We start from the raw sequence: 12692 nt of genomic DNA, 5'->3' as shown, positions 1-12692 counted from the left end.
TGTCAAATTTCGTAATTTGACAGAGTCAGTACAGAAAACATATAATTACTTAGAATATGCCTATATAAAAGAAAGGAACAAACATATGCGAGTAGTCATCCAGGATAATTACGATAAAATGTGCAAGTGGGCAGCGGGCTATATTCAGTCCCGTATCAAAGCTCATAATGAAGGTCCCGAGAAGGACAGACCCTTCGTACTCGGCCTTCCCACAGGTTCCAGCCCCATCGGCGTATACAAGGAGCTTGTAAGAATGAACAAGGCAGGAGAGATCTCTTTTGCCAACGTAGTTACATTTAATATGGACGAGTATCTTGGCCTCCCTCGTGAGCACGATCAGTCCTACTGGTATTTCATGCATGACAACTTCTTTAACCACCTTGTAGATATGAAACCCGAGAACATCAACATCTTAAATGGCATGACAGATGATCCGGAAAAAGAGTGCGCTGATTACGAGAAGAAGATCGCTTCATACGGCGGCATCGACCTGTTCATGGGCGGCATCGGTGTTGACGGACATATCGCCTTCAACGAGCCCTTTACAAGTCTTAATTCACGCACCGGCGTAAGAGACCTGACTACAGATACAAGGATTGTTAATTCCAGATTCTTCGGCAATGACCCTGAGGCTGTTCCTGCTCAGGCACTGTCAGTAGGCGTAGGCACAGTAACCGATTCCAAGGAAGTACTTATTCTCATCAACGGACACAACAAGGCAAGAGCTCTTGCTGCAACAGTTGAGGGAAGCGTAAGTTCCAAGTGGACCTGCAGTGCTCTTCAGATGCACAACGGCGCGATCATCGCCTGCGATGAGCCTGCCTGCGGCGAGCTTACTGTAGATACCTACAAATATTTCCTTGATATCGAGAAGAAAGAGAGACTTTAATATGTATACAATTTCTGATCTTTACGACCTTGACCACACTCTGGCTGCGGATTATCTGCGTCAGTTCACCTATCCCTGGGAGGCCCTCAAGGGCATCAAGGATCTGATCCTTGAGCTGGGACCCAAGCTTGGTGATGACTACACCGAGGTTAAGGAGAATGTATGGGTTCACAAGACCGCTACGGTTTTTGAGAGCGCTTATCTTGGAGCGCCCTGTATCATCGGCCCCAATACCGAGGTTCGCCACGGAGCATTCATTCGTGGTACGGCTCTTGTAGGTGCTGACTGCGTTGTTGGTAACAGCGTAGAGCTCAAGAACGTTATCCTGTTTGACCACGTTCAGACTCCTCATTACAACTATGTTGGAGATTCGATCCTTGGATATTATTCACACATGGGAGCCGGCTCCATCACTTCCAATGTTAAGAGTGACAAGAAGCTGGTTGTGGTACACAACGGAACAGAGAACATCGAGACAGGCATGAAGAAGTTCGGTGCAATGCTTGGAGATCACGTTGAGGTAGGATGCAATTCAGTTTGCAATCCCGGAACAGTCATCGGTCGTAATTCCAACGTTTATCCCACTTCCTGCGTAAGAGGAGTTGTTCCCGAGAATTCCATTTACAAGAACAGCGGAGAGATCATCCATAAGGAGGAGAGATAAATGGGCAAGTATTTCGGAACAGACGGCTTCAGAGGTGAAGCTAACAAGAACCTGACTTTCGAGCATGCGGTACAGATCGGAAGATACCTTGGCTGGTACTATGGTGCAAACCACGGCAAGAAGGCCAAAATCGTAATTGGAAAAGATACAAGAAGGAGCAGCTACATGTTCGAGTATGCACTTTGTACCGGACTTATGGCCAGCGGTGCTGATGCTTATATCATGCACGTTACCACAACTCCTTCAGTTGCTTATATAACAAGAGTTGATGATTTTGACTGCGGTATCATGATCTCCGCATCCCACAACCCTTTCTATGACAACGGAATCAAGCTTTTCAACGGAAACGGTGAGAAGATGGATGAGGAGACAATCCTTCGCGTTGAGGATTACATCGACGGCAAGATCGATATCCCTGTTGCAGAGAAGGCAGAGATCGGAAGAACCGTTGACTACGTAGCCGGAAGAAACCGCTATGTTGGCTATCTTATTTCCAACTCCAAGTACAGCTTCAAGGACAAGAAGGTTGGTCTTGACTGTGCAAACGGTGCGTCCTGGCAGATTGCCAAGGCTGTATTTGATGCCCTTGGTGCCAAGACTTATGTTATCAACAATGAGCCCGACGGACTCAATATCAACACAGACTGCGGATCAACTCATATCGAGCACCTTCAGAAGTATGTGGTTGAGAAGGGTCTTGATGTCGGCTTTGCATTTGACGGTGATGCAGACAGATGCCTTTGCGTAGACGAGAAGGGCAATGTTGTAACCGGTGATCATATCATTTACATCTACGGTCTCTACCTCAAGGAGAGAGGCGCCCTTGTTAACAACAAGGTTGTTACTACCATCATGAGCAACTTCGGACTTTACAAGGCTCTTGATAAGGTTGGTATCGAGTATGAGAAGACCAAGGTAGGCGACAAGTACGTTTACGAGAACATGGTAACCTACGGACACAGAGTAGGCGGAGAGCAGTCCGGACACATCATCTTTACCAAGTACGCCACCACAGGTGACGGTATTCTCACAAGTCTTAAGATGATGGAAGTTATGCTGGCCAAGGAGAAACCCATGAGTGAGCTGGCAGCACCCGTTGTTTTCTATCCTCAGGTTCTTAAGAACGTAAGAGTTAAGAGCAAACCCGATGCTCAGAATGACCCCGATGTTCAGAAGGCAGTTGAAGAGGTTTCCAAGATCCTCGGAGATACAGGAAGAATTCTTGTAAGAGAATCAGGTACAGAGCCTGTTATCCGTGTCATGGTGGAAGCAGAGAGCGATGAGATTTGCGAGAAATATGTGGATCAGGTAATCGATGTGATCCGCGAAAAAGGTCATTTGGAATAATTTTTGGAGAGTTAGATTATGTGTGGAATAGTAGGATATATCGGTCACAAGCAGGCAGCACCCATTCTGCTTGACGGCCTTTCAAAACTTGAGTACAGAGGATATGATTCAGCAGGACTTGCAGTAAGGGACGGCGAAAATGACGCCGTAGTGGTTAAGGCTGTAGGTAAGCTTGTTAATCTGTCCAACAAAACAAACGGCGGAGCAGCCCTTCCGGGATGCTGCGGTATCGGTCATACAAGATGGGCTACCCACGGTGCACCCAGTCTTATCAATGCTCATCCCCATGTGAGCGGAAATTGCACAGGTTCGGGATCAGGGGATGTTGAGTCTGAGGTTGTGGGCGTTCATAACGGTATCATCGAGAACTTCCAGGAACTCAAGGAGAAGCTCATAAGACACAACTACAAGTTCTATTCAGACACTGACACAGAGGTTCTGATAAAGCTTGTTGATTACTACTACAAGAAATACAAGGTAGGCCCCATCGATGCTATCGCAAAGACTCTCGTGAGAGTTCGCGGTTCCTACGCCCTTGAAGTTATGTTCAAGGATTATCCCGGTGAGATTTACGTTGCAAGACAGCAGTCACCTATGATCATCGGTGTATCGGGAGATGAGTCCTTCATAGCTTCCGATGTTCCCGCCATCCTTAAGTACACAAGAGATGTTTACTACATCGACAACATGGAGATGGCTAGGATCAGAGCAGGTGAGGTTACATTCTTCAACCTTGACGGTGATGAGGTGGAGAAAGAGGTAACTACAGTTACTTTCTCTGCTGAGGCAGCTGAAAAGGGCGGCTTCGAGCACTTCATGATGAAGGAGATCCACGAGCAGCCCAAGGTTGTTGCAGACACTATCGGCAAGTATGTAAGAGACGGCAAGATCGATCTTTCCGAAGTTGGCATTACCAATGAGGAGGCACAAGATATATCGCAGATCTATGTAGTTGCTTGTGGATCCGCATGGCATGTGGGTGTAGAGATGCAGTATATCATCGAGGACCTCACAGGTATCCCTGTAAGAGTTGAGCTGGCTTCCGAGTTCAGATACCGCAAGATGGCTGTGGACAAGAAAGCCCTTGCAGTTGTTATCTCCCAGTCAGGTGAGACTGCGGATTCCCTTGCAGCCCTTCGTATGGCCAAGGAGCAGGGCCTTAAGACTCTTGCCATTGTAAACGTGGTTGGTTCCTCCATCGCAAGAGAGGCAGACCATGTAATGTACACGGCAGCAGGTCCCGAGATCTCCGTTGCCACTACAAAGGCATACAGCTGCCAGCTTATCTGCGGATACCTTCTGACACTTAAGCTTGCTGAAGTTAAGGGAACATTTGAAGATGATACCAAGCTTGACTATTATATTTCAGAGATAAAGAGCATTCCCGAGAAGATCGAGAAGATCCTCGAGGAGAAGGAGAGAATCCAGTGGTTCTCCGCTAAGTTTGCCAATGCTCATGATATCTTCTTTATCGGAAGAGGTATAGATTACGCTATCTGTCTTGAGGGAAGCCTTAAGATGAAGGAGATCAGCTACATCCATTCAGAGGCCTATGCTGCAGGAGAACTCAAGCACGGCACAATCTCACTGATCGAGGACGGAACCCTTGTTATCGGTGTTCTTACACAGCCTTCACTGGATGAGAAGACCATCTCCAACATGGCTGAGTGCAAGAGCCGCGGAGCTTACCTTATGGGTCTTACCACCTACGGCAATTACAACGTAGAGGACCAGGTAGACTTCACCGTATATATCCCCAGAGTTGATGAGCACTTCGTAGGAAGCCTTGCAATCATTCCTCTTCAGCTTCTCGGATATTACACCAGCGTTGCTAAGGGTCTTGATGTTGATAAGCCCAGGAACCTGGCAAAGAGTGTTACAGTAGAGTAAAACCTAAAAATACAAATCAAAAAGGACGTTTCGCCGTCTTCTGCCTGGCAGAAAGCTAAGACGAAACGTCCTTTATTTTTTTACATTACCGGGGTCATTTAAGAACGCAGAAGCTCTGGGGCCCCATTATCAGTGAGGCATCACTTATCTGCACACTTCCTATCTCAAAAGCCTTTTCCATCTTCCTTGGAAGTGAGGCGGAAGCTTTCTTCTCTGAAGGATTAACTCCTACTATCAGATCACCCCTCTTGAATACGAAGGGGAATTCATCCTTCTCCGCATAGACTACTTCAAAATCTCCATCTGCCATAAGGCCGGGCTCGCTGTGGCGAAGAGCTGTAAGGGCCTTCACTGTGTTAAGGAGCGATGATGGATCTTTTTCCTGGTCTGCTACTGTGGGAGCGTCATCGGCAGGGTCAACGGGAAGATACAGTCTCTCGGCAGGAGCATTAGAAAATCCCTTGTTGGCGCTGTTGTCCCACTGCATGGGAGTTCTGCTTCCGGTTCTTGCATAGCCTCCCTCCTTGGTGTGGATGTCCTCAAGATATCTCATTCCTATCTCGTCGCCGTAGTAGATGAAAGGAACGCCGGGAAGGGTGAGGAACAGGGCGTAGGCAATCTTGAGCTCCTCGTAGCCTAAGGTGCGCCTTGGCCTTGGAGTGTCGTGATTGCAGGTTATGAAACTGATGTAGCCGTCATTCCTGGTCTTGTCGTACTTTGGCAGGTAGTCGTTTAAGAAGCGGATGATATCGCCGTTTCCGTCCTTCTTAAGGAAGCTGTGGTCACCGCCGGGGGTCTCGTTGTCACGGATAAGGGTGTTGTAGCCGTTGCCGTGGTGGTCGAGATAGAAGTCGGCGTGGAAACCGTACTTAAGGGCAAGAACGGGATTGCTCCATTCAGAGATCAGGGCTGCCTCGGGATAATCGGTATCAAGCATCTGTCTGATATCCTTCCAGATAGCACCTGTTGCGGACTTGTTGTCGTCATCTTCCTTGACCAGGGAGTCGGCCATGTCCACTCTGAAGCCGTCGCATCCCTTATCAAGCCAGAAGCGCATAATATCTTTCATGGCCTCTTTGGTCTCGATGCAGGCGGGATCGTCGGGAGCCATCTGCCAGTCCTCAGTTCTTTTAAGGAAACCGTAGTTGAGGGCGGGCTGGCACTTGAAGAAGTTCAGCATGTAGCAGCCGTCTCTGTCGGCTTCGCCGCCGATGTAAGGGCGTCCGCCGATGCCCTGAAAAGCTGACTTTGTCCAGACATATCTGTCTGAGTATTCATTTCTCTCGGCCTTCTTGCTCTCAAGGAACCACTCATGCTCCTCGGAGGTGTGTCCGGGAACCAGATCAAGAAGCACATGGATGCCCTTCTTGTGGGCTTCATCAAAAAGTCTGTATAAATCCTCGTTGGTGCCATATCTTGGAGCAACCTTCTTGTAGTCTCTAACATCATAGCCCGCATCCTTGAAAGGAGAGTCAAAACAGGGATTGATCCACAGGGCGTTGCAGCCAAGGCTCGTCACATAGTCCAGTTTCTCAATGATCCCTTCAAGATCACCGATACCGTCCCCGTTGGTATCCTTGAAGGATTGCGGATATATTTCATAAAAAACAGCGTCTTTTAACCACGCAGGCATTTCATTATCCTCCTTATCAGTAAATTAATGTCACAATATCATAACCGGTCTGATTTGAAAAGAGAAAAGTGGTAACGTTACCGACTTTGTCCATCCGACTTGAGTTTACTTAAATTTCATTTTGAGTTTACCATATTTGGTACAAAACTTTGCTATACTTAATACAGGTGTCGGCATTTTTGGGAGCGAATCTATGAAACCAGAAGGTAACAACAAGAACAGTGCTCTGACGAATTATGTCATTGACAATATAGATGTTGCCATTAAGAAGGGATGGATTCAGGTGTACTATCAGCCTGTCATCCGTACTCTTACCGGGCAGCTTTGCGGGGCAGAATCTCTGGCCAGATGGATTGATCCGGAGGTTGGATTCCTTGCGCCGGATCAGTTTATCAGTGCCCTTGAGGACAGCAGGCAGATACAGAAGCTTGACTGTTTTATTGTGGATACCGTATGCCGTCACATCTCCGAGCGCATGTCGGAGGGGCTTCCTACAGTTCCGGTTTCAGTTAATTTCTCAAGACTTGATTTTGAAACAACAGATATGCTGAAGGTTGTGGAATATGCCGTTGATCGGTATGACATTCCAAGAGACAGCATTCATATAGAGATCACCGAGAGCATGATAGCGTCCGACGCAGAGCTGATGGAGAAGGTTATTGAGGACTTCAGAGGCGCCGGCTACGAGGTATGGATGGATGATTTCGGAAGCGGATATTCGTCTCTGACTCTTCTGAAGGATTATCAGTTTGATACCATGAAGCTGGATATGGGATTCCTTCGAACTTTTACTGACAGATCCAGGGCTATCATTACTTCCACCGTTACCATGGCCAAGGACATCGGAATAATGACCCTGGCAGAGGGAGTAGAGACCAGGGAGCAGGTGGATTTTCTGATGAGCGTCGGCTGCGGTAAGCTGCAGGGATATTATTACGGAAAGCCTATGCCCATTGATGCGTTTTTTGATCATATTGAGGAGAACGGGATAGTCATGGAAGAGCGGGGGTGGCGCCATTACTACGAAGTTGCCAGCGCTACGGCAAGGCACAGTGATGAGCCCCTGGAGATCATAGAGGACGATGGAAAAGAGTTTGTGACGCTGTTCATGAACGAACCCTATAAAAAGCAGATATTCCCAAGGACTCTGTCATCCAAGGAAGCGGATCGGCTTATCTATCAAACGAATTCTCCTCTTTTGAAAAAATACAGAGAATATGCCAATACCATCGAACGCACCAAAAACGTTGAGACCTTCTATTACACCAATAACGGCAATATCATGAAGTTTACCGGTGTGCTCATTGCCGAGAACTCCGGAAAATATCTTATAAAGGGAGCTATCTGGAATATTTCCTCGGACAGCAATGTCACAAAGAGGAATAGTGTGGACTTCAAGCTTAAAGAACTAAATCATCTGTTTGAAGTTGTTCTTCAGATAAATCCTGGCAGAAACAGGGTTGTTCCCCTGCTGGGAAAATTCATTTATGGTATGGATTCAAACGCCTATAGTACTGATTTGAACGTAAAGACAAAAATGTTCAGAGACAATGTTATCAATCCTGAAGATAAGGCCAAGTATATTGCATTTATGGATTTTGATACCATTACCGAGAGAATTGAAGCCTCAGGAAAGGGATTCATAGAGAACGTTTTCAGAGTTAAGCAGGAAGACGGAAGTTACAGACTTAAAGAGATTTCCGTTATGATAATTCCCGGCACCGGCGGCAAGGAATATCTTTATTGTATGAAGGAAATACCGGATAATGCAGGCGACTTTATTTCCGGATCAGAAAAGCTCAAAATCTCTTCCGGGGAAGAAGACCCTATCAGCGCCGAAAGCATTTATGCCAGGTTGTTTAAAAACTTTGCAGGGTATTCTTCCATCATGTTTTTCTGGAAGGATGCAAAAAGACGTTACCTTGGAGCAAGTGCCGCTTTTCTTAAGTATTTTGGTTTGGCTTCAGTGAACGAAATTGTTGGAAAGACCGGTAATGATACCAACTGGACTATAGAGGGAGTGGGATATGATGAGAATGAAATGGAAGTTCTGGAAAAAGGCCGTTCCATCAAAAACGCACCGGCTCAGTGCATCATAGACGGAGTGATCCATAACATTATTTATAACAAGGCTCCCATTTATGAAAATGGCGAGATTGTCGGCATCATGGGTTACATGATTGATGCGGACATTGAATCAGGCAGGATGGACGCCCTTTATGAGATTGGAAAGATAGACAGATCTACCGGCCTTATGAATGCAAAGGGATTCATCGGGGCGCTGGTGGATTACTCCATTCAGTACGATGATTATAACAGAGACTTTGGTCTGATTATAATCCGCAATGAGAAATATGATCGTATTGTAAGTACCTATGGCAGTAAATTTGCAGACAGGCTTTCAAGAAGAATAGGAGAAATCCTGGTGGAGGGAACGCCTGCGAACTGTGCTGTTGCCAGAGTCAAGGAGGGAGAATTTGCAGTCCTGGCTTATATGGATGACAGCAAAAAGCTTGAAGCTCTGACGCAGGACCTTCGACAGAAAGTTGAAGATATCAGAGAACTTGAGGGCAACAGCGTTACCGTAAAGGTAAGATCCGGGTGCAATCTTCGCAGTGCTGAAGGCATCACTGATGTCAATATGTACCATGTGATCCGGGAAAGCCTTAGCTAGCGCGGATTTTACTCCGTCATTTTTTACCATTGAAATTTTGATCAAAAAAGTGTATGTTATATGTGTCTGTACAACTGGCGGATAAGTGGGTAACCACATGGGAGTACAGATTTATAATGAATAGTCGACCGCCTGGGCAACCGCTTATTGGTATGCTCAGGCGGTTTTTTTCGCGTGAAGCAGAGTCATGCAGTTACATGCATGCAGACATACATGTAACTATATGACGAGCAACGCGAACGAGGAAATGCGCAGCATTTTCGAGTCTGCTTCACGGTACAATACACATTAAGGAGGAGAACATGGTAGATTTAGCAAAAGAGATCGGAAGCACCAGCTATCCCGGAAGAGGAATCGTGATCGGAACATCAAGTGATGGCAAGTATGCGGTATGTGCTTACTTCATCATGGGAAGAAGCGAGAATTCCCGCAACAGAGTATTTGTATGGGAGGGCGACGGAATCCGCACCGAGGCTTTTGATCCTTCAAAGATGGAAGATCCCAGCCTTATCATCTATGCTCCCGTAAGAGTTCGTGGCAACGCAACCATCGTAACCAACGGCGATCAGACCGACACCATCTATGAGCTTATGCAGGCAGGTCAGAGCTTTGAAGAGGCTTTAAGAACAAGAGAGTTTGAGCCTGATGCCCCCAACTATACACCCAGAATTTCAGGTATCATGAACGTCAAGGACGGGGAGTATGATTTCGCACTTTCAATCCTTAAGAGTGATCACGGCAATCCTTCAAGATGCCAGAGATTTACCTACAGCTACGACAAGCCCAAGGCTGGTGAAGGATATTTCATCCACACCTACATGGGAGACGGCAATCCTCTTCCCAGCTATGAGGGAGAGCCCACTCTGGTAAACATTTCCGGTGATATCGACAAGTTCACAAACACAGTATGGTCAGCACTGAATTCAGATAACAAGGTATCTCTTTTCACCAGATTCATCAACATCGAGACAGGCGCTGTAGAGAGCAGGATCATCAACAAGAATGTTAAAGGAGACAAGGCATGAAAGAGTTAGCACTTAAATACGGATGTAACCCCAATCAGAAACCTTCAAGAGTTTATATGGAGAACGGACAGGACCTTCCTATCGAGGTTCTCAACGGCAAGCCCGGATTCATCAATCTTCTTGATGCCTTCAACGGCTGGCAGCTGGTTTCAGAGCTCAAGAAGGCTACAGGCCTTCCTGCAGCAACTTCCTTCAAGCACGTATCTCCCGCAGGTGCTGCCGTAGGCACACCTCTTACCGATATCGAGAAAAAGATCTACTGGGTAGAGGATCTTGGTGAATTAAGCCCCCTGGCAAATGCTTACGCAAGAGCAAGAGGCGCTGACAGAATGTCATCCTTCGGTGACTTCATTTCCCTTTCAGATGTCTGCGACGTAGACACAGCAAGACTTGTAAAGCGAGAAGTCTCAGACGGAATCATTGCTCCCGGCTATACAGATGAGGCTCTTGAGATCCTCAAGGGTAAGAAGGGCGGCAACTACGCAGTTATCAAGATCGATCCCGACTATGTTCCCGATGCTATCGAGAAGAAGCAGGTATTTGGTGTTACCTTTGAGCAGGGACACAACTTTATCGAGATAAACGACGAGATGTTTGAGAACATCGTTACAGACAACAAGGACCTTCCCGAGTCTGCAATCATCGACCTCAAGATTGCCCTCATCACACTTAAGTATACCCAGTCCAACTCAGTATGCTACGTAAAGGGCGGACAGGCCATCGGTATCGGCGCAGGCCAGCAGTCAAGAATTCACTGCACAAGACTTGCAGGCTCCAAGGCAGATAACTGGTTCCTTCGTCAGGCACCTCAGGTTCTTAATCTTCCTTTCCTTGATACCATCAAGCGCCCCGACAGAGACAACGCCATCGACCTTTACATCGGCGCTGACTACATGGACGTTCTTGCAGATGGCAAGTGGGAGAACATCTTCAAGGAGAAGCCCCCTGTATTCACAGAGGCTGAAAAGAGAGCATGGCTTGACAAGAACACAGACGTAGCCCTTGGTTCAGATGCATTCTTCCCCTTCGGAGACAACATCGAGAGAGCATATAAGAGCGGCGTTAAGTATGTTGCTCAGCCTGGCGGATCCGTAAGAGATGACAACGTTATCGAGGCTGCCAACAGCCACGATATGGTTATGGCATTCACAGGGCTTAGACTTTTCCATCACTGATTAGGAGAACACTCAAAGACTCCTTTTCCCTCACATTACTACATCCCAAAAAAGACGGGCACCTTCCGGTGTCCGTCTTTTGATGTGTGCGCTTGCGGCGCTGGCTCATCGATCTTCATTTACATAAGCTTCTCGTCGTAGATGGCTCTTTGGCCTCCTACATATTTGGGTCTGTGGCGGGCGCAGATGATGGGTGCTTCGCCGATCTTACGAATAGATATCCTGATGGGAACAGCCACAGCGTGCATGTGCATGCCTATCATGGTTCCGCCGATATCGATTCCGGCATCGGCCCTGCCTCCAATATTCTCCACAAGAACAGGATCCTCGAATCTGTCATAGCATACCGTTCCGAAGGCTCCGCCTGCGTGGTTCGGCTGGGGAATGGCATTTACCTGTTCAAAACCGTACTTTTCCATGACGGCTCTTTCTACCACAAGAGCTCTGTTGAGATGCTCGCAGCACTGGGCTGCCGCATATATTCCGTTTTCATTAAGCACCGGTATTATCCCGTCGTATACCGCGTTGGCCGAATCCATGTTGGTTGCGGTTCCTATCTGATCTCCCAGGATCTCGCTGGAGGAACAGCCTATCACAAAGATGGCTCCCTTTGAAAGATGCGCCTGCTCAAGGATCTCCCTTGCAGCCTGAGCAGCCTGTGCCTTTATATTATCGTAATCCATGATCCATACCTGCCTTTGTCCGGCGCACGTTGTGACGGCTCCGGTAACTTTTATGCCTCTTTTGCTACATCCCCTGTAAGTGTGGGAAAGAGGTTGGCCCTGTTCAGTGCGGGACGAAGTGCATTGTAGATGATCACCGCAAGAACTGAATTGATGACCGCATTTATTATTGTAGCATAAGTTGTTATTGCTAAAAGCGCGCTGACGGCTGATGCGGCTTTTTCGGCATTTGGTGTAAGAATGGTAAACCAGAAATACTTAAGTGCCGGCTCGAAGATGCAGTTAACGGCAAGTCCTGCAACTGCTGCGATGGCAGACCACTTGATGATATAGGATCTCTTGTGCTCCCCGGAGATCTTGGCAATCCTGTGAGCTACAAGTCCAACGATAAGGCCGATCACCAGCTTGGTGATAAAGGTTCTTGGAGCCGATGCTGTATATCCAAGTGTAAGATCTGCGATGGAAAGTCCGACTGCTCCGGCCAGTCCCCCGTAAACTCCGCCAAGAAGAAGGGCTCCTAAAACTACGAATGCATTACCTATGTGAACTTTGGTTCCGGAAGCATTGATGGCGGGGAAAACGGCGTATCCTACATAGCAGAGGGCCGCCATCAGGCCTGCGAAAGTAAGTCTTTTGACATTGTCGATTTTCATATTATCCTCCCTGGGTTAACGCTATTTTGTCTTGACTAACAAACTGAATACAATATATC

The 12692-nt window shown here is 47.3% G+C and carries 10 protein-coding genes and 1 riboswitch; of the genes, 7 read left to right on the top strand and 3 right to left on the bottom strand.

Annotation, left to right across the window (positions count from 1 at the left end):
- Positions 1-85: 85 nt before the first annotated feature.
- From nagB to glmS, 4 genes are read left to right on the top strand one after another with little or no spacing between them, the layout of a single operon-like run.
- On the top strand, positions 86-889 hold the full coding sequence (nagB, locus tag T456_RS0117005) for a glucosamine-6-phosphate deaminase (RefSeq protein WP_024867208.1): 804 nt from the start codon (positions 86-88) through the stop codon (positions 887-889).
- Position 890: 1 nt separating this feature from the next.
- Positions 891-1553: an acyltransferase gene (locus T456_RS0117000; RefSeq protein ID WP_024867207.1), complete on the top strand. Its 663-nt coding sequence runs from the start codon at positions 891-893 to the stop codon at positions 1551-1553.
- The gene (gene glmM, locus T456_RS0116995) at positions 1554-2900 is read left to right on the top strand and encodes a phosphoglucosamine mutase (protein WP_024867206.1); all 1347 of its coding nucleotides are present in this window, start codon (positions 1554-1556) and stop codon (positions 2898-2900) included.
- A gap of 18 nt (positions 2901-2918) precedes the next feature.
- On the top strand, positions 2919-4790 hold the full coding sequence (glmS, locus tag T456_RS0116990) for a glutamine--fructose-6-phosphate transaminase (isomerizing) (protein ID WP_024867205.1): 1872 nt from the start codon (positions 2919-2921) through the stop codon (positions 4788-4790).
- Between the two features lie 94 nt (positions 4791-4884).
- Here glmS and T456_RS0116985 read toward each other — a convergent pair whose 3' ends face one another.
- Positions 4885-6423: an alpha-amylase family glycosyl hydrolase gene (locus T456_RS0116985; protein WP_024867204.1), complete on the bottom strand. Its 1539-nt coding sequence runs from the start codon at positions 6421-6423 to the stop codon at positions 4885-4887.
- 193 nt (positions 6424-6616) lie between these two features.
- On the opposite strand from T456_RS0116985, the gene T456_RS21665 reads away from it, so the two are divergent.
- From T456_RS21665 to T456_RS0116970, 3 genes are all read left to right on the top strand, one after another.
- A complete protein-coding gene (locus T456_RS21665; RefSeq protein ID WP_024867203.1) occupies positions 6617-9097 on the top strand; it encodes a bifunctional diguanylate cyclase/phosphodiesterase in 2481 nt (826 codons plus the stop codon).
- Positions 9098-9157: 60 nt separating this feature from the next.
- A riboswitch (ZMP/ZTP riboswitch) is annotated at positions 9158-9242 on the top strand.
- Positions 9243-9399: 157 nt separating this feature from the next.
- Positions 9400-10122 (top strand): IMP cyclohydrolase, encoded by a 723-nt coding sequence (locus T456_RS0116975; RefSeq protein ID WP_024867202.1) that lies wholly within the window; start codon positions 9400-9402, stop codon positions 10120-10122.
- Complete coding sequence (locus T456_RS0116970) at positions 10119-11297, top strand: phosphoribosylaminoimidazolecarboxamide formyltransferase (protein WP_024867201.1); 1179 nt, start codon at positions 10119-10121, stop codon at positions 11295-11297. The genes T456_RS0116975 and T456_RS0116970 overlap by 4 nt, the downstream gene beginning before the upstream one ends.
- Positions 11298-11416: 119 nt before the next feature.
- Here T456_RS0116970 and T456_RS0116960 read toward each other — a convergent pair whose 3' ends face one another.
- Positions 11417-11980, bottom strand: a complete 564-nt coding sequence (locus T456_RS0116960; protein WP_024867200.1) for a TIGR01440 family protein — start codon at positions 11978-11980, stop codon at positions 11417-11419.
- Between the two features lie 50 nt (positions 11981-12030).
- On the bottom strand, positions 12031-12633 hold the full coding sequence (locus T456_RS0116955) for an ECF transporter S component (protein WP_024867199.1): 603 nt from the start codon (positions 12631-12633) through the stop codon (positions 12031-12033).
- Positions 12634-12692: the final 59 nt, after the last annotated feature.

It is taken from the genome of Butyrivibrio sp. FCS014, from assembly GCF_000526935.1.
Classification (GTDB): Bacteria; Bacillota; Clostridia; order Lachnospirales; family Lachnospiraceae; genus Butyrivibrio.
The sequence above is the reverse complement of the archived record's forward strand: the minus strand, read 5'-3'. Positions and strand labels throughout refer to the sequence as shown.

Excerpts from the sequence above, each read along its gene's own strand:
- nagB (WP_024867208.1), top strand. The coding sequence starts at position 86 with ATGCGAGTAGTCATCCAGGATAATTACGATAAAATGTGCAAGTGGGCA.
- glmS (WP_024867205.1), top strand. The coding sequence starts at position 2,919 with ATGTGTGGAATAGTAGGATATATCGGTCACAAGCAGGCAGCACCCATT.
- T456_RS0116955 (WP_024867199.1), bottom strand. The coding sequence starts at position 12,633 with ATGAAAATCGACAATGTCAAAAGACTTACTTTCGCAGGCCTGATGGCG.
- T456_RS21665 (WP_024867203.1), top strand. The coding sequence starts at position 6,617 with ATGAAACCAGAAGGTAACAACAAGAACAGTGCTCTGACGAATTATGTC.
- T456_RS0116970 (WP_024867201.1), top strand. The coding sequence starts at position 10,119 with ATGAAAGAGTTAGCACTTAAATACGGATGTAACCCCAATCAGAAACCT.
- glmM (WP_024867206.1), top strand. The coding sequence starts at position 1,554 with ATGGGCAAGTATTTCGGAACAGACGGCTTCAGAGGTGAAGCTAACAAG.
- T456_RS0117000 (WP_024867207.1), top strand. The coding sequence starts at position 891 with ATGTATACAATTTCTGATCTTTACGACCTTGACCACACTCTGGCTGCG.
- T456_RS0116975 (WP_024867202.1), top strand. The coding sequence starts at position 9,400 with ATGGTAGATTTAGCAAAAGAGATCGGAAGCACCAGCTATCCCGGAAGA.
- T456_RS0116960 (WP_024867200.1), bottom strand. The coding sequence starts at position 11,980 with ATGGATTACGATAATATAAAGGCACAGGCTGCTCAGGCTGCAAGGGAG.
- T456_RS0116985 (WP_024867204.1), bottom strand. The coding sequence starts at position 6,423 with ATGCCTGCGTGGTTAAAAGACGCTGTTTTTTATGAAATATATCCGCAA.